The 22,129-nt window shown below is 41.1% G+C and carries 14 protein-coding genes; 5 read left to right on the forward strand and 9 right to left on the reverse strand.

The features are described 5' to 3' along the window. Positions 1-424 precede the first annotated feature (424 nt). Positions 425-697 (reverse strand): GlsB/YeaQ/YmgE family stress response membrane protein, encoded by a 273-nt coding sequence (locus tag H6G08_RS11345; RefSeq protein WP_190541888.1) that lies wholly within the window; start codon positions 695-697, stop codon positions 425-427. A 296-nt stretch (positions 698-993) separates the two neighbouring features. Beyond that, positions 994-1,956 (reverse strand): RsmB/NOP family class I SAM-dependent RNA methyltransferase, encoded by a 963-nt coding sequence (locus tag H6G08_RS11350; protein WP_190541891.1) that lies wholly within the window; start codon positions 1,954-1,956, stop codon positions 994-996. Positions 1,957-2,145: 189 nt separating this feature from the next. On the opposite strand from H6G08_RS11350, the gene H6G08_RS11355 reads away from it, so the two are divergent. Beyond that, a complete protein-coding gene (locus H6G08_RS11355) occupies positions 2,146-3,588 on the forward strand; it encodes a DUF2157 domain-containing protein (protein ID WP_190541894.1) in 1,443 nt (480 codons plus the stop codon). A gap of 255 nt (positions 3,589-3,843) precedes the next feature. After that, the gene (locus H6G08_RS11360; protein WP_190541897.1) at positions 3,844-4,590 is read left to right on the forward strand and encodes a GDYXXLXY domain-containing protein; all 747 of its coding nucleotides are present in this window, start codon (positions 3,844-3,846) and stop codon (positions 4,588-4,590) included. 158 nt (positions 4,591-4,748) lie between these two features. On the opposite strand, the gene H6G08_RS11365 is transcribed toward H6G08_RS11360, so the two are convergent. The 5 genes from H6G08_RS11365 to H6G08_RS11385 all read right to left on the reverse strand — a co-directional run bounded on the left by H6G08_RS11365 (position 4,749) and on the right by H6G08_RS11385 (position 10,151). After that, complete coding sequence (locus tag H6G08_RS11365) at positions 4,749-4,988, reverse strand: hypothetical protein (RefSeq protein WP_190541900.1); 240 nt, start codon at positions 4,986-4,988, stop codon at positions 4,749-4,751. 206 nt (positions 4,989-5,194) lie between these two features. Beyond that, positions 5,195-5,425, reverse strand: a complete 231-nt coding sequence (locus H6G08_RS11370) for a hypothetical protein (RefSeq protein ID WP_096643097.1) — start codon at positions 5,423-5,425, stop codon at positions 5,195-5,197. A 313-nt stretch (positions 5,426-5,738) separates the two neighbouring features. Further along, positions 5,739-6,545: a DUF928 domain-containing protein gene (locus tag H6G08_RS11375; RefSeq protein ID WP_242046130.1), complete on the reverse strand. Its 807-nt coding sequence runs from the start codon at positions 6,543-6,545 to the stop codon at positions 5,739-5,741. A 49-nt stretch (positions 6,546-6,594) separates the two neighbouring features. Then, the gene (locus H6G08_RS11380) at positions 6,595-8,940 is read right to left on the reverse strand and encodes a CHASE2 domain-containing protein (protein ID WP_190541903.1); all 2,346 of its coding nucleotides are present in this window, start codon (positions 8,938-8,940) and stop codon (positions 6,595-6,597) included. Between the two features lie 245 nt (positions 8,941-9,185). Beyond that, the gene (locus tag H6G08_RS11385) at positions 9,186-10,151 is read right to left on the reverse strand and encodes a DUF1822 family protein (protein WP_190541906.1); all 966 of its coding nucleotides are present in this window, start codon (positions 10,149-10,151) and stop codon (positions 9,186-9,188) included. 262 nt (positions 10,152-10,413) lie between these two features. Between H6G08_RS11385 and H6G08_RS11390 the strand changes: the two genes are divergently transcribed. Continuing rightward, positions 10,414-10,779, forward strand: coding sequence for a four helix bundle protein (locus H6G08_RS11390; RefSeq protein ID WP_190541909.1), 366 nt, complete (start codon positions 10,414-10,416; stop codon positions 10,777-10,779). 59 nt (positions 10,780-10,838) lie between these two features. Here H6G08_RS11390 and H6G08_RS11395 read toward each other — a convergent pair whose 3' ends face one another. Continuing rightward, positions 10,839-13,484 (reverse strand): CHAT domain-containing protein, encoded by a 2,646-nt coding sequence (locus tag H6G08_RS11395; protein ID WP_190541912.1) that lies wholly within the window; start codon positions 13,482-13,484, stop codon positions 10,839-10,841. A 192-nt stretch (positions 13,485-13,676) separates the two neighbouring features. Between H6G08_RS11395 and H6G08_RS11400 the strand changes: the two genes are divergently transcribed. Further along, positions 13,677-14,927, forward strand: coding sequence for a hypothetical protein (locus tag H6G08_RS11400; protein WP_190542176.1), 1,251 nt, complete (start codon positions 13,677-13,679; stop codon positions 14,925-14,927). A gap of 233 nt (positions 14,928-15,160) precedes the next feature. On the opposite strand, the gene H6G08_RS11405 is transcribed toward H6G08_RS11400, so the two are convergent. Beyond that, a complete protein-coding gene (locus H6G08_RS11405) occupies positions 15,161-20,689 on the reverse strand; it encodes a WD40 domain-containing protein (RefSeq protein ID WP_190541915.1) in 5,529 nt (1,842 codons plus the stop codon). A gap of 291 nt (positions 20,690-20,980) precedes the next feature. Between H6G08_RS11405 and H6G08_RS11410 the strand changes: the two genes are divergently transcribed. Beyond that, positions 20,981-22,063, forward strand: coding sequence for a class I fructose-bisphosphate aldolase (locus H6G08_RS11410; protein WP_190541918.1), 1,083 nt, complete (start codon positions 20,981-20,983; stop codon positions 22,061-22,063). The last annotated feature ends 66 nt before the right edge of the window (positions 22,064-22,129 follow it).

Genomic DNA, 22,129 nt, shown 5'->3' on the forward strand with positions numbered 1-22,129 from the left:
TATTTATACAATGGTATATTAGCGCATTCCCAAAAAGACAGGGCATTAACTCAACAAGTCAATCGCCATCGTCTTGTATTGATTGATCAATTCGGAATTCAAAAATATGGTGTGCGCACCTACTCGATGATGGACGCGAATATTACAGCTATTTTCAGGTAAATAAACCACGCTGTAGGGGCACGGCACCGACAATCTTTTGGTACATACAATAATTTTACTGGTGCCGTGCCCCTACGACAGGTGTGGTTCTTTGATATTCTGTCCAAACTCTGCAATCAGTGGGTGCAGAATTACGTTCAAGTGGATAAATCTGAGTGGTAAAGCGTAGGCGAAGCGCAATAAAAAACTCCACTTTTGGATCTCAGGTGGAGTTTTTTGCAACTTACGGCATAAATGATTGTAAAAAAGCTAACTATTAAATTTAATAACTGCTACGACCAGTAACTAAACCCCATAAGAAAATAGCAATTATTGCACCAATCACAGCAATAATTAAGCTAGGAATACTCAGAGTTCCCGCAGCGTATGCTGCTCCACCTCTACCTAAAAGAGAAACTAAACTACCTCCAATTAAAGCACCAACAATTCCTAAAACCATTGTGGCGAGAATCCCACCACCCTGACGACCAGGGTAAATAGCTTTAGCTATAGCTCCGGCAATAATTCCCAGAACGATCCAAGCAAGCAGGTTCATAATTGTGTTTTAAAAGCTTAGATTCTTATTTTTATTTATTTTCAATGATATTGACTTCTACCATAAGAAATAGCTATAAAAATTTAATATTTTTTGCTTACCATATAAACCAATTGAGTGAGCATTGCCTCGCGTTTAATTGTCACAAGATGTAAATCAAAGTTAAGTTTTTTGGCTATTTAAAACTTAGTTGGTGATATGATTTTTGTCTCACGCAGAGGCGCAGAGGCGCAGAGATGAGCCAGTGCATTGGGCGGCTCTGCCGACTCCCTCACTGGCGTGCAGAGAGTAAGAGTTTACTCGCTAATTCTAATTGGTTTACAACCAAGTTGCTGCAAAACTTCCTCGTCTATTTCTTTCGCCTCACCTGATGCAGTATTTTGAAACAATACAGTAAATGCACCAGCGCCTAACCTATCTTGAGGGAATAGTCGGTAACAAGGTATATTTGTAAGGTGTGATTGATACGCTTGTAAATGACTAATAGTTAATGCTTGAAACTGGGGAAAGCGTTCTAAAAACCATTGACAAACTTCTTCATTTTCTTCAGGCGAATAAGTACAAGTCATATAAGCCAGATAGCCTTGAGGTGCAACAAGTTGGGCTGAATTTGCAATGATGCGTTTTTGGCGATTGGCACATTTATTAATATTAGTGGGGTGAAAACATCCGGGTGCAGTTTCACCTTTAGCTAGTAAAGATTGTCCTGTACAAGGAGCATCTACTAAGACTAAGTTAGCTGATAAGGGGATAGTTTCTGCAAAAATACTCGAATCTCTATTTGCTACTAAACTGGGGTGAATTTGGCAACGTTTTAAATTAGAAATTAGCATTCCTAAACGCTTACCAATTACTTCATTGCTAATCAGTAAATCGGGTTGCAAAGCTTTCCAAGCAAAGATACTCTTTCCCCCTGGCGCAGCGCACATATCAAAAATTAACCCCCCAGATGGCTTAATTGCTAATAAGCTAGTGGCTGCAAATACAGAAGAAAAATCTAGACAGTAAAAATCACCTTGGTCATGTAGCGGATGTTTACCAGGCTTTTCTCCTAATTGTAAACGGTCTACAAATTGCGGTTGCCAATTTGTTGGTGATTCTACTGTAAAAGGAGAAATTTCGGGTTTTGGTTGACACCAAAGAATGCAAGGTGAAAAAGGTTGGGGATTAATTAACGCCTGAATAAATTTTTCTTGAATATCAAGGTTTGCAAACAAACGGCGCGAGAGTTTAAGTAGGAGATTTGAAGGTTTTTCCATTGAGAAATGAAACTGTTATAGAAGAACAATGCCATGCCTGGGTTTGGCTGCATACTGAGAATATAATGACCGCCATTTTCATCATCGCCAAAAGTGCGGACTGCATAAGCTTCCAGCTTTGAACTGGAAGCTGTTGCCTTTATAAATGCACTCAAGCGCGTTAAACTAACCACTTCACTGGAGATGGTCATGTTCTCAGATAATTTTCAGCGAAAAATACGCCAAGAAGCACAACTATGGAGAGACGAAGGCATAATTAGTGCTTCCCAGTACCAACAGTTAGCAGACCGTTATCAATTTAACAATCTAGAAGCTGCGGCGCGCGATCGCTCGCGGATGATTGCGATCGCGATCGGCGGTATCCTCTTAATATTAGGTGCAATCATCTTTATTGCTGCAAGCTGGCAAGAATGGTCACGGGATGTCAAGTTTATCTTAACGATCAGTTTGTTTTTCTCCGTTACCATCATTGGTTTTTACACTTGGCGCGAACCCGCACTCAAAAAAGCTGAAGGTAAAAAACCCGAAAAAAGCAAACGCCTTTTAGGAGAAGCATTACTGATATTAGGCGCTTTTATTTTAGGCGTAACTATTTTGTTAATGGCGCAAGCTTTTAATATTTCCGGTTCTGCTTCCGAATGGCTGCTGGCTTGGGGTTTTGGTGTATTAGTGATGGCTTATAGCCTCTCTCTCAATTCCTTGGGTATATTAGCCATTGTCTTAATCCAAATTGGCTATTGGACTGGACTCGGAGACTGGTGGTATACCCCTAATGAGTGGAGTTGGGCGCGGTTAATCGTCCGCCACATGCCTTTAGTATCATGGTTGCTATTCATCCCTTTAGCTTACATCTGTCGCTCTCGCTGGATTTTTGGATTAGCAATTTTAGCCTTTGCTAGTTCCTTGCAATTCAACCTCAACCCTTTGCAAATATTGACCTATTCGGATATTGCACCTTGGGTAGCTTCCTTTGCCTTTGCACTTCCCCCAGCTTTACTGTGGAGTTACGATGACTTACTATATCCCACAGTTAATTATAGGCTATTTCAACCCCTAGCCAGAACATTAGCCTTCTTCTGCTTTGGCTTTGCCTTTTATATGTTGTCCTTCCGTTGGCAATGGCAATTTCCCGATTACGGTTATTCGCCACCAACCACTAACAGCAACATCTTGAGAACTCTGCCGATTATTGATGTGGGAATTTTGAGCGGTTTAGCTGTTTTACAATGGTTATTTTTACTGCGTCAACGCAACAATCCCGCACGCCGAGAAATGGTGTTTACTCTAGTTTTAATCGGCACATTTATCGGCTTAATTCTATTAATACCTTTTTGGCATCAAGGTATTACAAGAATTCCTGCTTTAGGAATTTTTGCCTTTAACGTTCTCCTCGCCACCTTAGCTTGGGGACTAATTCAAGAAGGATTGAAATTAAACGATAGACGCAGTTTTTGGGGAGGTATGCTATTGTTAACTTTACAGGTTCTCAGCCGGGTGTGGGAGTACAATTCAGACTTACCATTGAAGTCTCTTGTGTTTGTGATGTGCGGTTCGGCTTTAATTAGCGCTGGACTTTGGTTTGAACGCCGTCTATCGGAATCAAAAAGTAAAAAAAGCAATAGTAATTCGTAATTCGTAATGCGTAATTTGTAATTACGAAGTTTAGTTACTCATAAATATCTCTGCGTATTTCTATATTTAATATTTAGTCAGTACGCCGGAAATCAAGATTTCATTGTACAAAGTTCAATTGCCAATAACAAAGCCATTTTGAATTTTGAATTTTGAATTTTGAATTCCGGATTGCGGTAGTCTCTCTGCGTCAGTCCTAAACCTGGGTATTTCACCAGACTTTTACCTATTGCCATCTTCTTTAGGACTACGCCCATGAAAAGTAATTCCTCTGAATCGTCGAATAAATCGAGTACATCCGAATCAAGTAAATCCAATAAAAACTTATCTCCTGAAGCTGAATTTTCTGGGAAGTTGACTTTTAGAGATTATCTAATTGCTACTGAACAGAATGCAAATAAACCTTTACCTTTTTGGCGATTACTAGTTCCTTTAGCGCTGCAAACCGGGTTAATTCTGGCTGTACCTACCCAGGCTTTATATACAGATGTGGCGGGGAAAACGGTAATTTTGCAAAGTGCGCCTGTAGATGCTGATAATGTGCGGCAAAACTACGCGCTCAATTTGGACTATAACATATCTCGCGTTGCCACGTTGAGAAGGCTTCCTGGCTGGGAGGAGTTACTGCGGCAAAATCGCGGCAGAAATAGACAATTGGCGCAAGGAACTAATTTGTATGTGACTTTGCAAGAGAGAGAATCTTTTGAACGTGGGGTTCCTCGCGCTTGGCGACTGGTAAGGGTAAGCGGTAAACGTCCGACAAACTTGCCTAACGATCAGGTAGCCTTAAAAGGTGTATATCGGGACGGTTTTGTCAACTATGGGGTGGAAACCTATTTCATCCCCGAAGAACAACGGGAACGCATTAGTCAAGATATCTCCCGCACTTTAGAAAGCCGAGAAGGAAGACGACGCCCAATAGCAGTTAAAGTCAAAGTCGATCCCCAAGGTAATGCTGTACCTATTAGTTTATGGGTAGGCGATCGCAATTACCGCTTTTAGGGGCTAGGAAGTAGGAGGCAGGGGGCAGGGAGCAGGGAGCAGGGGGACGAGGAATTTTAGATTTTAGATTTGCGATGCGTGGATTCCAATCTAAAATCCAAAATCCAAAATTGTTTCAATGCTCAATGCCCAATGCCCCATGCCCCATGCCCAATAATTTAATCCTGCTGCCGTAACTGCCAAGCGACGCCACAAGCTGCTCCAGCGCCGGCTACTAAGCCGGTACTCATTCCTTGGATAGTTTTTTGTATGGGGTCTTGAGTCAAGCAATCGCTGGTAACTGTCTTGGCTTCCAAGCACATATTGCTTTCTGCCCAGCTGGCAGTTCCGCCTAAAATTACACCTGTCAAACTACAGAAAACAACAAGCAGCAAGAGGCGTTTGGTTTTTTTATCCATATGAGGATTGGTTAAATAATTGCAGTTACAAAATAATCCTCAACTACTGTACACGTCCTTAGAGAGATTGTCAGCTGAGTCGAGTTGTGATAGTTCTTCAGCCACAAAAAACCTCAGCAATGTTAGCTGAGGCAAAAAGGAGAAGTCTAATAATGTGATGGGAGTTTGATACCGATGAACAAATTCTAAAAAAGTCTATATATTTTTTATGCTGACCTAGCAAAGGCTAAATCGCGTATCAGTTGAGTTCTAGAGAATAGGTAAGCGTTAACAGAATTCATTTCTTCACTGCTGAGTGCTTGTTTGCTATCCAGCTGTCCCACCAATTGCTTGACTAAATCAGGATCGCTGAGTCCCACAAGAGTACTAGTCTGAGTTTGCTCAACTTCTGACCACAGTTGACGCAATATTTTTGAGTTTATCAGGCATATATTCATGACCACCGCTCCAACTCTTGTGAATCCAACACAGTGTTGTGAAGAATCTAAAGAAAATATTAAATCTAAAATCTAAAGAAAATATTAAATTTTTACGAAACTTAACTATTTAGAGCATTATCTAAATTTAGGCAATGTGGGGCATGGAGCATTGGGTGAATAGTGAGCAGAGGGAGAAGAGACGCAGAGGGGCAGAGGGAGAGCATCTATATAATTTTCCTCCTCTGCACCCCTGCTTCCTCTGCTTCCTTGTCCCCCTTGTCTCCCTTGTCCTCCTTTTCCCCCTGCCCCCTGCCCAATGCCCAATGCCCAATTAATCAAAACTACCTGGTGGTGAAACAATGGGTTCTGCGGCTACGTCTGGTAAACCGATGCTGGTAATTAAATTGCGCCATGCTGTTTGCAGCTGGCTATCTTCAGGATTGTTGAGACGCAGTTTGGCTAAGGTTGTGAGTGTTTCGTACCAAATGCCATTTTGGGCATAGATGGCGGATTTTTGGCGGGGTTTGGCAATTTCGATTTGTTGGGCGATCGCGTTATTTAAATTTACTCGTTGGATGACGCCTTCTACATATATAGGTGGTGAAGATTTTTGCGGATCGCAGAAGATGCTGAAAAACCAGCGATAACGTTTATTTGGGGTAAGTGGCTCGATATTCTTGGGTAAAGAAATGCCGATAACTCCGGGTTTTTCTGGCAACGCGATCGCAGTTTTGTAAATATCGTTTCCTGCGTCATCTTGCAGTACAAACTCATTCGTTAATCTGGAACTTTCAGTTATGGGCACAAAAAACCAAAAGGTTGGATGAGTGGCTGCTGTTAATGCCCAGACATCTACAGTGGAATTAGGTTTTTGCGTAAAAGGTACTAACGCTGTCAGTTGCGGTTGCACAGATGGACAAGTACCCCGTTTCGCTCCTCCAGAAACTCGTCCGCCTGGAGGTGGTTCTGGTGGTGGTGCTGGTGGATTAAATTTTATGGTTGTATCTAAATTCACCGTACTGCTAATCTGTGCGGTGACTGGCTCTGCCCAGTGCGGTATCTGACTAGCTACTGCACTCACGCATCCCACAGCTAGAATTACAGACAGCTTTACCGACTTGGAAATAGATTTCATCATATTTTTCGGGAATAAGTAGATGCAATCTCGGCACAATTTTGATAATGCCTTAAATATTCTCCCGGATTAATCTAGAGTTGTGAATCTTAAATGTGTGATTCCGAATTGACAGGAAAGCAGCTGTACCAATCAAAGCCAGAACGGAAGGTATAAAAGGTACCCAAATACCCCCAATTAACAACCCCAAGCTGAAGATATATAAAACGCCGATAGTAATAGTCACTGCGATCTCTAAAGCTTTTACTGAAGGTAGACGCCAAACCAAAACGCCGCCAATTATAGCCCAACTCCACATCCAAATTAATTCCAGTTCGCCAGACCAAACTCTAATTAATGGACGCCCATCTAAAGCTGCACTGAGGATTTGGCTAACCATGTGAGCTTGAACTGTTACACCCGGCATCTGTACATCTAAGTAATTACCGTATGGTGTCGCCCAGTAATCGGGGAAATCGCCTTTGGCAGATACACCAATGATGACAATTTTGCCTTTGATGGCGTCGGGGTTGACTAGGTCAGATAATAATTGTGTGAGGGTGACCTGTTCGGCTATTTTTTTTGTAGAGCGGTAATTGAGTAAAACTTGACCGCCTTTAGCATCAATACTTTGATAGCCGCTAGCACGGGGTGATAACCGGGGGACAATCAACTTACCGAGCTGTAATTCATTCTTAGCTGTGTATGTGGGGTAAATCCCACGGGGTACAAGATAGCGAAATGCTAGTTGGGTACTGAGTGCATAAGACGCAGGACATAATGATGCGGCTTCTTGATTCATGAATAACAGATGGCGACGTACTACCCCGTCGCGATCGTGAATGAAGTCGCTAAAGCCTAAGCGATTTTTGGATATTTCTTGGGGTGGCGCAATACCTTTGGTTTTTTCTGTGGTATCGCTTCCCTTACAGACGCCAATTAAGTTATCGGTATTTTGCAGCAAGGGGATTAAAGCTGGATTTTTGGCGGGGAAATCGCGATAAATATCTAAACCGATGGCTAAGGGTTGATGCTGTTGTAGTTTGAGTATGAGTTGGGTGAGGGATTCATCGGAAAGTGAGGTTCCTTTTAATTCTTCGCCTTTGTGGCGTTGCAGTGCTAAATCGGAATCGTCTATGGTGACTAAGAGTAAGCGGGAATCTTGACCTTCATCAGGACGCGATCGCATCATTTGGTCATAGGCAATAAATTCCACATTTTGTAATATACCCACATATCTGATACCCCAAACCACAGCTGTCATCAGCAGACTGGAAACGAGAACGCTCTGCAATCTCCGTTTGTTAATTATGGGCGCAATGGTACTGAATTGTTTTTTGACACTGGTTAAACCCTGCCAAGTCACTGGGTGTTGAGCAGGATTTTGACAAATTACTGGTAACCAAGTCGCACAGGGAAATTTATTTTCTAATCCTTGCAGCCGTTCCCTTGCTTGGCGTACCGATTGGTATAAAGATTCACCACCAGCAAAACTACTGAGAAAATACTTTAAAAACTCTTGGGCGACGCGATCGGGTACAGGTTCCCGCATGATAATCATTTGGGGAATTTGCAAATCAGCCAATTCTTGCGCTAACCCCAAACCATCACAAGAGTTAAAAATTGCTAATTGTAAACCGCGTTCAATGGCTTTTTTTAAGGCATATTTTAATTCGCCAATCGTTAAACTATCCGTTTTATTTAAATAAATGCGTCCGCTACCATCTCTCCCCTGACTGGAACTATGGCCAGCAAAGAAGAGAATATCCCAATTTTTTTCCCAGAGACGATCGTTTAATTCCTTGCGTTCTGGTTCTACTAACAAACAAACATCAGCAGGACGATAACTTTGCAATAAATCTTGGTCAGCCTTAGTGTCAATTCCCTGACTATTACCCACAATTGCCAAAATATTCACCAATTTATTGGGAGTGCGTGGCTTGTGAATGCGTTCGTAACTGGGTGATGCTAGGGCAATTTCTGCCTTGGGATAGCGTTCGAGTAAGTCCCAAAGATGCCAAGGTAAGCGTTGCAATTGCCGATTTTCGGCTTGTAAAATTACCCGGACTTCATCAGCAGGCATTAATCTTTCTAACCATTTCTCCCTGATGGGACGAAATTCTTCTGCTTTTAACCAGGTATTAAAATGTGCGCGTAAAATATGGGATGTGTTAATACAGTCCTGTGTCATGGACACATTGGTGATTTGGGCTTTATCTGCATCTAGACGATAACCGTTACCTAAACGCCGATAACTCGATTGCCAATGACTGTAGTATAGGGGTATTCCCGGACATGGAGGCAGTTTACCGATGATTTCTGTGGTAGGGCGATCGCACTCTTCACCAATTTGCAGGGTAACAGCAAACCCTTGCTCAAAACTACCGTCTGCAAATTTCAGAATCACTAACTTGCTCATGACCTTAGTTACGCTCCTACTGAAAATTCAAAACCAAAATTCGCTATAGTCAGCCAGGAATTTTGCTTTTTGAATTTTTAAACTCTTTACTAGTATTCTGCCAGACAAATTTTGCGTGGTATGTAGTCAGTCGAGAGCGTTTTTTCCAGCTTTCTTGACAATCACTACCTATTTAGCAAAGTTTCTTGATTGGACTACCAGATATTTGCTGATAATTACGGAGGATAGAGAAAGTAGCTGCACCTTTAGATCGTAAACTGTTCTGTAATACTGATATCATTCAATGCCACCCTAATGCTAAATGTTTCTCCTGTATCGCCCCGTAGTTGTAATTGAATGTAATTATCGGCACTGCGTGCTTGATCTGCCAGAAACACAGATCCAGATTCATCTAAAACAGTAAGTTGGACTCCTTCAGGTAAATAAATTTCATTACCTGTAGGGTGTAACTGCAGACGAATGCTAGTTTTTTCCTCAGAGAGAGGGCTGATTTCCACAATCAACATCAGGGGTTTGTCAGCAACTTGGATACCCAAATCGAGCAGTTTTGCCCTTCTGGTGACTGGTTGTGAATGGTCAGGTGTTTGCGGCTCAAACACTTCTGCACTGCGAAACGAGAAGGCTAGGGTGGGTGTTTGGGAATTTCCCAACGCTTCCAGACTTTGCCAACCTGATTCAAATATACCAGCAAACCACTGACGTAAATTTACTACAGTGGCTTTTGCCTGTTTAAGTTTTTCCACATGCTCGATCAAAGCTTCGGGAGGTTGGAGTTGGGTTAAAGGTAAGTCTTCCGTAAATACACTAGGCACAAAACCCAATAACTTTGCTTCTCGTAAAGAATCATCAATTTGCACCACTACATAACCGATTCGTTCTTCCCAAGTTTCCGGGGGAACAAAGCATGTATGGGCAAGACTTTTTACAGGGCGACATTCCAAACTACCCAAGGATGGTAGAGCTAAATCTGCGACATCTGCAAATAAGCGCATGAGAGAATTCCAACTATCACTAGCGGTGAGATTGGTAGGAATATCCATCATTTCCAAATATTCCTGCACCACTAATACAGCTAAGGTATTGAGTTTGACTTGGGCTGCTTTTTCTGGAGTTGGTTGTTGGCTGGCAAAGTTTTGGGCGATTCTGCGTGCTGCTTGCGTAATCGGCAAAGGTACAGCGAAATTGTCTTGCTGATATATAGCGTGAGTCATAAATTTAGTTCCCAGTTTTCGATGCTGCCATACACATATCGGCCTGATTTGCGAGATTTATGCCAATAATGTTGAATTATTAAATTTTTGTGATCTTTGGGCATTGGGCATGGGGCATTGGGCATTGGGCATGGGAATTATAGGTATTAATTATTTGTAGGCAAGGATTTGTGTGCGAAGACTCTTTAGGGCATGGGGGATGGGGCATTGGGCATGGGGCATGGGAATTATAGGTATTAATTATTTGTAGGCAAGGATTTGTGTGCGAAGACCTGATTTTGAAGAGTTAGAAGTTTATCAACTTGCTGAGAGGCTGGCGAATGAAATTTGGGCGATTGTGAAGGGATGGGATAATTTTTCTCAAGAGACAATGGGTAAACAAATTGTTCGTGCTGCTGATAGTGTATGTGCCAATATAGCAGAGGGCAGGGGTAGATATAATGACCAAGATAATCGGCGTTTTGTCAAGATTGCCAGAGGCTCTTTGTATGAAACTATCAGTTGGTTGCGATTAGCCTATGCCAGAAAACTATTAACAACTGAACAGGTAAACAAATTCAAACCAGTTCTTGATGAACTTTTACCCAAACTCCATGCTTACCTAAAAGCTATAGGCAATAGAGAATAAATCAAAATTTTTTTATCCCAATGCCCAATGCCCAATGCCCAATGCCCAATGCCCATTATTTAAAGCCAATTCCCAATCAAAACATAGGCAGACCAAAAACTAGGGGTGTTGTAGTTGGGATGTTGGAGTAGTTGTAGTTGGGCGTTCCGTAAGGCTTGGGCTTTGGTGACTTTACCTTCTTTAAGTTGTTTGTAGAAAGCACCGACAAAAAAAGCTGTTGATTGGTCATCAATTTGCCACAGAGATGCTATTGTACTGCGTGCGCCGGCTCTAACTGCGGTACCGGCTAAACCCAGGGCGGCGCGATTGTCTCCGGCTGCTGTTTGACAAGCACTTAATACTAATAGTTCTACGGGTTGGGGTTTGCTTTCATCGCGGTTGCGCAGCAAACTATCAAATTGGGTAACGTTAATTGGCCCGTCAGCAGCCAAAATAAATGTGTCTTCGGCGCGGGAACTAAATTGACCGTGGGTTGCTAGATGCACTACGTTGAAGGGAGCGGTATTGACTTTTGTTTCTAGGGCGGGACGGGTAAATTGAGCGTCAATGATACTGGTGGTGGTGACTCCAGATTGAGCAATTGACTCAAATTCAGATTTAATACCTGGAAGACGGGGAAAATAATTGTAACCTGGTGGCGGGTCTGTAAGTCCGGCTGTGAGGGCGCGGATTTGCTGTGTTAATAATGGTTTGGGGTCGAGAAGTTGCAAGCCGACGCTGAGAGCGATCGCATATTTCTCAATTAAATATTTTTTCCCATCATACAGCGATGCCATTGGGATGTTGCGGAAAGCTCCATCTAAAACAAATACTAAGGTATTTACTTGTTGGGCTGATAATTCTGATTCAATGGGTGCAATCAGCCAGTTGTAAACTTGTTGCGATCGCTTTTTCACTGTATTAGTAGCAGCCGGATTTACTAAGCTTCTCCGCATTTCTGCTATAACTTGGTTGACTTCGGTTTCGCTAATTGCTTTACTGTAATGCTTTAGCGGTGTTTTGGGAATTTTGGCGATTACTTGAATTTGATTTTTAAGTATAATGGGATACAAGATAGCTGTATGCGGATTATCTTGGTCTACAATTTTATCTAAAGGTACATTCTGACCGGAAATACAGGCTTCACGAAAGAAATTATCTAATTCTGCTAACTGTAGCGCTTCAATGCGCTGGCGGGCTTTATCTAATGTGGTTTCATCGGGTTCTTTGCTTTGGGATTGCAGTAATAACTCTACGGATTCGCGATACACTGGTTCGACACTGTCACGAAAGTTAAATTGCACGTTCTGATTAACTGCAACCAAATCACGGCGCAGCAGTTGCAGAGTATCTACTGCTGCATCATAAGCAGCGATCGCATTTTTAATCTCATTTTTTGCCCAAAGTAATCTCCCTAGTTGCCAATCTACCCGATAAACAATTTCTGGTGCATTGCTGGTTTGGGCTAAAACTAAGGCTTGTTGCGTCAGCTTGAGTGCTTCTTGAGTTTGTTGCGTCTGCTCGTATAAATTACCTAAACTCAAGACTGCATAGGCTTCCGTTTGGCGATCGCCTAAACTGCGAGATTGGGCAATAGCTTTAACTAGTAGGGGGGCGATATCTTGATAACTGATACTAGGGTAAGCATCAGCATTTTTAACTAACTTATTGAGACTTTGCGCCAGATTAATAGTAGCGTAGATACTACCACGACTATTAGGCAGTTGCGCCAGTCGAGATTGAATTCCTGGTACTAGAGTTGTCGCTGCTGTCAATTCACCATTTTCAATTAACAAACTGAGGTGATTTAGCTGCGCTTGCACTTTAGTTAAGGGAAAAGGGGATATTTCCACAGCATTTTGATAATCAGCGATCGCCTGTGCTTTTTTTTGCTGCGTGCGGTAGTTATTGCCTAAACTCAAATAACTAGCGCCAATATCTGCACTTGATTGCAGATTTTTCGCGATGTTCAGACTTTGCTGTAACAGAGTTTGCGACTTTTCCCCATCACCCATTGCTAAAAGAATATCGCCGAGCGATCGCAATTGCACTGCTTTGGCGATTGAATCTGGTTGTAATTGTAATTTTTTATCTACTTCTTTCAGTATTTCTTTGGCACGCCGATAAGCCCCTTGACTGCGCCAAGCCTGTGATTGGTTAATTAGGGACTTGACTATACCATGTTGATTATTTAATTGTGTATAAATTTTTTCTGCTTGTTGCCAAGTAATTAAAGCCGCCTCAGCTTGTCCTGTGGAAATTTGCCAGCGTCCTTGAATATCTAGCATTTGCGCAAACATTAATGAATTTTGCTGATTTGCGGATTTTTTCAGTAAATTTAAACTTTGGCTAATTACTTGCTGCGCCTGCGTCCAATTACCAATTTGCTGATAAGCTAGAGAAAGATTTCCCAAAGTTGCCGCCAGAGCTAAATTATCGCCTTGATTTTGGTAAGCTTTCACAGCTTGCTGTAATATCTCTACCGCCTCAGCAAACCTCCCTGCATCGTAAAGTAATTTACCTTGTTGCAGTAAAGCATCAGGGCTGGCGACTTGGTTAATAATGGATTGAGAAGAAGGTTTAACTCCCGGAACCGCCGCCATGATAGGAGTATTCAGACTGCACAGCAACGCCATGAGAAAGTAAAACAGCAGACGTAAAACTTTATAATTTTGCCTGTAAAGTTTGCCCAAATTGAGCAGAGAAAATTGAATTACTTTCCTCATGGGATAAATGTCAGCCTAATTCAGAGAAGTCTGCATTCAAATAGTACCGGAGATTGGGCGCTCTTGTAGAGACGCGATGAATCGCGTCTGTGTTGATTCATCGCGTAAAAGTAAACTAAAGTCTAAAACAGTTACACAAAAAGCAGTGACATAATATATTTAACTAACCAATGTCAAGATGTGAGATGGGCGATGAAAGAACGACTGCAAATCCACAAAAAAGCTGACTCATCAAATTCTCAGTTAGAGTCTAGTCTGTTCCCATCACCGCGATCGCTTGACAAAACTAAACAAAGTTCTCCCAAACCGCTTACCCAGCTAGAAATTGCTAACCAACAATTTCAACAACATAAAATAGAAGCGACAAAGTTAGCTATTCAAGCCAAGTATGGTAGCTTAACGCCAGAAGCACAAGAGCGACTGACTGTATTACAAGCCAAGATGGATAGCTTTTGGGAAAATACAGGCGAACAAGGTTATGGTGTTGGGCATAACTTTGATAATATAGCCACAAATCGTCCTCAAGATTCAATTATCCAGGCGCAACTTACTATCGGCCAACCTGGAGATAAATACGAACAAGAAGCTGATAATGTGGCTGCTAAGGTAGTGAACCAGATAAATACAGCGAGTGGAGAAAACCAAATATTACCAGCCAAAGAAGAAGGGCAAGTTAAGGCTGAAGAAGCAGGAGGAGAAACTTCTGTCTCTCCCCAAAAACAAAGATTTCTCCAAGATTATTTAGTAGCTAAAGAACTCGTACATGGTATAGATGAAACCTTACCCACAGATAAAATTTTAGAAGGGCTATTTAACAACTTTAAAAATATCGGCTTTAAATACACAATGGTGAGTAAAAGCGCAGAAAAGTTGTTAACAGGAACCAGAGAAGGTGATTGTCAAACTTTAGCTGAAGCTTTTAAACGAGTAGCAGAAGGGTATTTTGGTATTCCCAATCTCAATATTGAGAAAATTCCCAAACCCTTTTTAAGTGAAGCGGGAAAAACACCTTATAGAGGCAGAGAACCGAATTGTGATGATGGTAAACGTTGGTTCTTTCAAAATCATTATTGGGTAACTTGGAACAATAAAGTATATGATGTTTTATTCCTCAGTCATAAGAAAGTGGAAACAGATTTAGCCAGACAAACAGATCCACTAAAATCAATGTTAATGCCAGAGGAAGAATATTTTGAAACCGAAAAAGGCAAAGTAGTATATCCATATAAAGATCAATACTCTACCGCAGAACTCAGCATGTTTGAAAAGCTGAAAAACTTTATCAAAAATATGGGTAGATGGTTAGCTAATGATATGGATGATATTACCGCTAAAATTCACGGTTTATTAATTAGAAAAGCTGGTGCTAGCGAATTTGATGCATTGATGCAAGAATTACAAAATAATCAAATTAATCAAGCGGCTTCTAGGGATGGTCAATAGTCAATAGTCAATGGTCAATGGTCAATAGTCAATAGTCAATGGTCAATGGTCAATGGTCAATAATTATGCACATTTAAAGGGATAATACCAACTTAATATAAAAATGCACCTAATTCTCCTCAAAGGATATAGAACAGAAAAAACTCTGCGTACCTTAGCGTAAACCTTAGCGCACCTTTGCGTTAAAAAAATCTCTCCTATGCAACTTCACAGATAAATTTTATTTTAAATTATTAATTATTTCCCTTACCCGCCAAATCCTCAGCTTTAGATTTCGGGTCAAATTTTAAATTTTCATCCCATTGCTGGGCTTGGCGGAATTTTGTAACAGCACCATTAATATCACCCATTGGTGCTAACTTCTCACCTTGGTTAACTAATACTGTAGCTGCTTGGACTCGCAAGAGTTGAGTTTGACATAATTCTAATTCTGCTAGGGTTTCGGGATGGAGAATTAAATAATTATCGATTAAACTACAGCCATCTTTGACTAATTCTTCTAAGTTGAAATTCCAGATAATTATTTTGTTGTCGCTACTAGCAGAAGCTATGTGTTTACCATCTGGGCTAAAGCTGACACTATTGAGTGAATCGCTGTAACCGCTAGTTAAAGTTTTAAGAAGTTGACCGGTGGCTACATCCCAAAGTTTAATGGTGCTGTCATCACTTCCAGATACTAACTGTTTACCATCAAAGCTAAAGGCGACGCTTCTCACCCAATTAGTATGACCTATTAGGGTTTGCAAAACTTGACCGGTGGCAATATCCCAGATTTTAATAGTGTTGTTGCTGCTTCCAGAAGCTAATTGTTTACCATCGGGACTGAAGCTAACGCTATTAATAGAATCGCTATTAATATTGTGAGGATTGCTTGGTAAATTCAGGGTTTGCAAAACTTGACCGGTGGCGATATCCCAAAGTTTGATGGTGTTGTCGCTGCTTCCAGAGGCTAATTGTTTACCATCGGGACTGAAGCTAACGCTATTGACTGCATCGCGATGACCGCTTCTTAAATATACAAAGAAACCTTGGAAGGTACGCAGCATTTTTCCGGTGGAAACATCCCAAATTTTGATGGTGTGGTTACTACTCCCAGAAGCTAATAATTTACCATCGGGGCTAAAGGCGACGCTGTTAATTTGATTTTTTTGATTTTTGTTGTTATCTGCTGGGGTGACTAGGGTGTGTAGCAGTTTCCCGGTGGTGACATCCCAAATTTTCACGGTGTTATCGTCACTCCCAGAAGCGGATTTTGTCCCATCGGGGCTAAAGGCGACGCTATTGACTAATTCATTATGACCGATAAGGGTTTGTAATACTTTACCTGTGGTGACATCCCAGATTTTTACAGTTTTGTCCCAACCTCCAGAGACTATTTGTTTACCATCACGGCTAAAAGCGATCGCATTTACCCAAATACTATGACCATTTTCAGGATAAGCTGCACTGGGAAGGGTATCTATAACTTTACCAATAGTGAGATCCCATAGTTTAATGTTACTATCATCGCTTGCAGAAGCTAATTTTTTACCATCGCGGCTCAAAGCGACGCTATTAACGGAATTGCGATGACCGCCAAGGGTTTGCAAAACTTTACCATTGGTGACATCCCAAATTTTCACGGTTTTGTCTTGACTTCCAGAGACTATTTGTTGATTGTCACTGCTAAACGCGATCGCATTTACTCGATCGCTATGACTGCTAAAATTTTGGATAACTTTACTGGTGGTGAGATTCCAAAGTTTAACAGTGCGATCGCTACTTCCGGAAGCTAGCTTTTTATCATCGCTACTAAAAGCAACGCTGGTGACGGAATCGCGATGACTGCTAAGGGTTTGCAATACTTTACCGCTATTCACATCCCAAATTTTGATGCTTTTGTCATTACTCCCAGAAGCCAAAATTTTACCATCACTGCTAAAGGTGACAGTCATCACCCAATTTTGATGTCCGGTAAGGGTTCGCAGCAATTTACCAGTGGTGACATCCCAAATTTTAATGCTGTTGTCATCGCTTGCAGAAGCTAATAGTTTACCGTCAGGGCTAAAGCTGACGCTGTTAACCAATTTGCTATGACCGTTGAAAGTTTTTAGTAATTTACCAGAGGTAACATCCCAAATTTTGATGCTGTTGTCATTTGAGCCAGCAGCTAAGAGTTTACCATCATTGCTAAAGGTAACAGTATTCACCTCATCGCTTTGACTGATGCTTTGCAATAATTTAGCGGTGGTGACATCCCAAATTTTGATGCTGTTATCATTACTCCCAGAAGCCAAAAGTTTACCATCACTGCTAAAAGCAACGCTTCTCACTCCCTGATGATGACTGGTGAGGGTTTGTAGTTGTTGGAATTTATTCTGCGGTTGTAAATATACCGCTTCTCGCAATCTACCAATAACGCGCATTTGGGTAGTTGCTGGTGGTTGGTTTAATTTGTGCAATCTTGTGACAGCTTTTAAGGCTTCAAGAATTGCATCTCTAGTTTGTCCAGAGGCGGAAAAAGCGTTAGAAGAGTTAGTTAAGGAACTAATTTCATTAATTTCCGCCTGTCTTCTTTGGGCTTCGGCTTCTATCGCCCAACGCCAGATTCCCGCAGCTAAACCAGCAAAGACTAATCCTGTGAATACCGAACCGATTAAGGCGCGTTTGAGTAAAAGATTAAGTTTTTCTTCTCCTAATTGGCGTTGAGTTCTTTCTTTATCTAATTCCGCCATTAATTCTTTCAGCTTCGGTTCTTGTTGCTGACGGATAAAGCCGGCTAAATAGTCATGTACCAGCTGATAGCGATCGCCTGGGTTTTCTTTTAACAAAACTACCAAGCCAGATTTGACAAAAATCGCCAAAACTAACTCTAATTTTTCACTCAAAGGTAATTCAGGTTTTAATGAAGTAGTTTCTTGGGTAATTTTTTTCCTTCCCCTGAATCTCAGCCGGCGATTTTTTTGCTGACGAATCTGCCGATTTTCCTTAACTAAAACTTTTAAGTCGCGTTCTAATTCAATTAAAGTTCTCAGAGGGCGAGTACCTTTTTCATCGGTGAGTAAATACAGTAATAAATCTGCCAATTGCTGATTTTCTCCACCGCAATCGCGAACAACTTCATCTAAATAATGTTCTACCAGTTGTTCTTTAGTACCCCGACGGCGATATTCTGCCAAAGTTGTAATATTCTCGGTTTGCAGTTGTGCGCCAACTACTTGTAATTCTATGGGGCGCACCTCCCCGATTTCCCTAGCTAAATCTTTAACTAATTGGTCAATTAATTTAGGTTCTAAGCGAAAGCTACTATTCTCAGTTAAGCGCTGAATAATTGATTTTGCATCAGTAGGTGAGAAATTCCCCAACTTATACAAAACATTTTTGCTGAGAATATCATTACTAATTATCTGCATATTCGGCAGATCGTTGCATTCTAGTAAATAATGCAAGTAATCTATCCGCAAGGAGAGAATAACTTTTACAGAGAGAACGTTAAAACATTCACCCAAGAACTCAAAAAATTCTCGTCTCTGTGCTGGTTCTGGGTAAGTGAAGAAAAATTCTTCAAACTGGTCGAAAATTAAGACAGTGCGGAGGTTTTTAGCTTCCTTATCCCGCAATTGAGCCAGAAGCTTGAGGAAGGAGGGGGAAGAGGGGGACAAGGGGGACAAGGGGGACAGGGGAGAGTGGGGATTGTTGAGTAAAAAGCTGGGACTTTTCCCTTCCGAAGTCGAAGTATTGAGTAAAAAGCTCGAATTATCAGGTTCCGAACTCGAACTTTCCCCTTCTGAAGTCGAAGTATCGAGTAAAAAGCTCGAACTTTCCCCTTCCGAACTCGAAGTATCGAGTAAAAAGCTCGAATTGTCGTGTTCTAAACTCGAACTATCATGTTCCGAACTCGAAGTATCAAGTAAAAAGCTCGAATTGTCATGTTCCGAACTCGAATTGTCGAGTAAAAAACCCAAACCCCCACCCCTTAATTCCCCCTTCCCTTGTCCCCCTTGTCCTCCTTGTCCCCCTTGTCCCCCTTGTCCCTCATCCCCCAACAATCTCCCCAACTCCTCTTCCCAGTTGGTGTAAAAGCGCATGACAACAGGTAAGTTATCTTGAATACCGATGGCTTTCTGTTTCAAAGCTGGGACTAATCCCGCATGAATTAAGGAACTTTTCCCCACACCAGATTGCCCATATATAACTATTAATTTATAATCAGGGCGACCGATGCGTTCTAATAAGCGTTCTACATCAAGTTGACGCCCAGATGCGGCGATTTCTGGAGCAATATTTTCTTGTAAACTAGATGCTTGGACAGTTTCCCCAATTACTTGCTTAGTTGAACCTAAACGTCCCGCACCAATAAACGCCCGCAAGCCAAATTGTTGTTCAACTGAACGCTGTTGTTGTTTAACTTCGTAAGCTTTAAAATATTCTTGCTGGTCAAAATAGAGTTGCTGCAAATAATTGAGTATTTGGAGATAAAGCTTGAGGTCTTTTAAAGGATTAAGTTGTTTTTTGGCAACTTCTAAGCTACTAATTGCGTCTTGAATTTGCCCCAAGTGGTATTGAGAAAGCGCTAAAATAAATTGATAAAGACTAAAATCATTAGCATTAACTAAATTTTCTAGTTTTTCAGATAATAAGCCAGATTCCAGACTAGGAATATTTGCCCAAATTATCAGCGCTTGCTGAATAAAATCATTCGCTTCTTGCCAAGATTTTTGCACGAGAGCAACTTCCGCTAATAGGGCATAATCTTTAGCTAATTCTCGCGGTTGATTATTCGCCTCATGTATGTTTAAAGCTTGTTGGGCAAAGGTTTTTAACTGTTCTGCTAAGTTTTGGAATTGTTGCCAAATGCTGACATCACGGAGAATATTACCTAATTGTTCTATAGATTCGGCAATGATATTTTGATTTTGTGTTTGCGTGAGTAACTTTATATATTGTTCTAAATAATGCCCCACATTTCGCCAATCGGCGCGATGAATATCAAGACATTTAGCAGCTTTGAGGTAATAGCACAAAGTTAAATTACCAATTATCTTAATTTGTCGCTCTAAATTATTCCCTCGTTGCCAAAGTATAATAGCTTTTTGATAATGTTCTATGGCTAAATCTATTTGTTGATTTACCTGTTTAATCCAGCCCAATAATGAGGCGATATCAGCCTGAATTTCTAAATTATTAAATTGAGCATCTGTAAATAAATCTCTTTGGGCGGCTGTAAGTTCCGCTTCTAATTTCAGATATTCAGCAAAATTAAAATTCAAGCGATTGTCAAACCATTGATTAGCCGTTACTTGAACAAAATTAACTAAATCTTGTTTAGAGATAGTAAAGTTTCTGGTAATCGCCCAACTTTCTAAATCAGGCGCAATTTGCATTAATTGTTTGTGAACTTCATCGTTAATCCACAGCACCAAAGGAAAAGGAAAATGCTTGCGAAATTCTTCCCGTACTTGATTAGCAGAAGTTAACATCTGCGGTAAATCCCGCACTGAATCTAAACCCACAACCATTAAACAAGCCGGTAATTGTCCGCTAAATTCCTCGCGAATGGCGCTGTAAAGGGTTCTGTTGGTTTCTTGAACTACCAGAATGCTAATTTCGACGCGAGAGATGGCTTTTAATTGGTCGATCAGGCGATCGCGTAAATTACTATAATTGCACCGTGCCAAAATTAGCTTAAACTGCCCTACAGAAGCTTCTATCGCCCAAGCTAGTTGTTGCAAAGTGCGATCGCTATTATCATGTATCTTTTCTGGTATCTGTTGATCGCTCATATATTCAGGGACAAGGGGGACAAGGAAGACAAGGAGGACTATTGTACAGACGCGATGAATCGCGTCTCTGACCAATGACTAAATTAATAATTATTTACCCTTGATATATATCTTTAGATATATTGTAAAAAATCAATTTCTTTATATCATAAATAATTGCGATCGCTCTGAAGATACAGAAACCAGTAAAAATAAAACTCTCTTAAATTTAACCAGAGGATAATAAGTTATAAATAGTAAGAGTGTTATCTTCAAAGCCAGGTCATTTACTCAATTTTTGAGGAAAAATCTATGACTGCAACGCTCTTAGCAGGTGGTTCCATTGAGTCTTATTTAGGTGCAGAAGCAGAAGACCTGCTGACATACAAAGCCAAGGTGACTCAAGATTTGTTACATTTACCAGGGCGAGACTTTATTGATAGAGTTTGGTTAAATAGCGATCGCAATCCCCAAGTGTTGCGCAATCTCCAACAAATTCATGCTACTGGTCGTCTAGCATATACTGGTTATCTCTCCATTCTCCCCGTAGACCAAGGAATTGAGCATTCCGCCGGTGCATCTTTTTCTCCTAATCCTATCTATTTTGACCCAGAAAATATTATCAGGTTAGCAATAGCTGGTGGTTGTAATGCAGTGGCGACAACGTTGGGAGTATTGGGCAGTGTTTCCCGCAAATATGCTCACAAAATCCCCTTTATCGTCAAATTAAATCACAACGAATTGTTAACTTTTCCTAATCAATTTGACCAAATCTTATTTGCTGATGTCGAACAAGCTTGGAATTTAGGCGCAGCAGCCGTAGGCGCGACAATTTATTTTGGTTCCGAACAGTCTACCAGACAAATTCAAGAAATTAGCCAAGCTTTTAAATATGCCCATGAATTAGGCTTGGTAACTATTCTGTGGTGCTATCTCAGAAATAGTGCTTTTAAACAAGATAAAGACTATCATCTTGCAGCCGACCTTACCGGACAAGCTAATCATTTAGGTGTTACCATCGAAGCCGACATTATTAAACAGAAGTTACCAGAAAATAATAATGGTTACGGTGCTATAAACAAAGCCACTGGCGAATCTTACGGTAAAACTAACGAACGAATTTACACCGATTTAACCACAGATCATCCCATTGATTTAACTCGTTATCAAGTACTCAATTGCTATTGCGGACGCGCCGGATTAATTAATTCTGGTGGCGCTTCTGGTAAAAATGATTTTGCAGAAGCAGTGCGTACAGCCGTAATTAATAAACGCGCTGGCGGTACGGGATTAATTTCTGGGCGCAAGGCGTTTCAACGTCCTTTTGAGGAAGGTGTGAAACTGTTCCATGCAATTCAGGATGTTTATTTATCGCCAGATGTGACGATAGCTTAATTGTTGGTTATTTGTCATTGGTCATTTGTCATTGGTCATTGGTCAGGGGTTTAAATAATAAGGTGG

The organism is Calothrix anomala FACHB-343 (assembly GCF_014696435.1).
GTDB classification, from domain to species: Bacteria; Cyanobacteriota; Cyanobacteriia; order Cyanobacteriales; family Nostocaceae; genus Aulosira; species Aulosira anomala_A.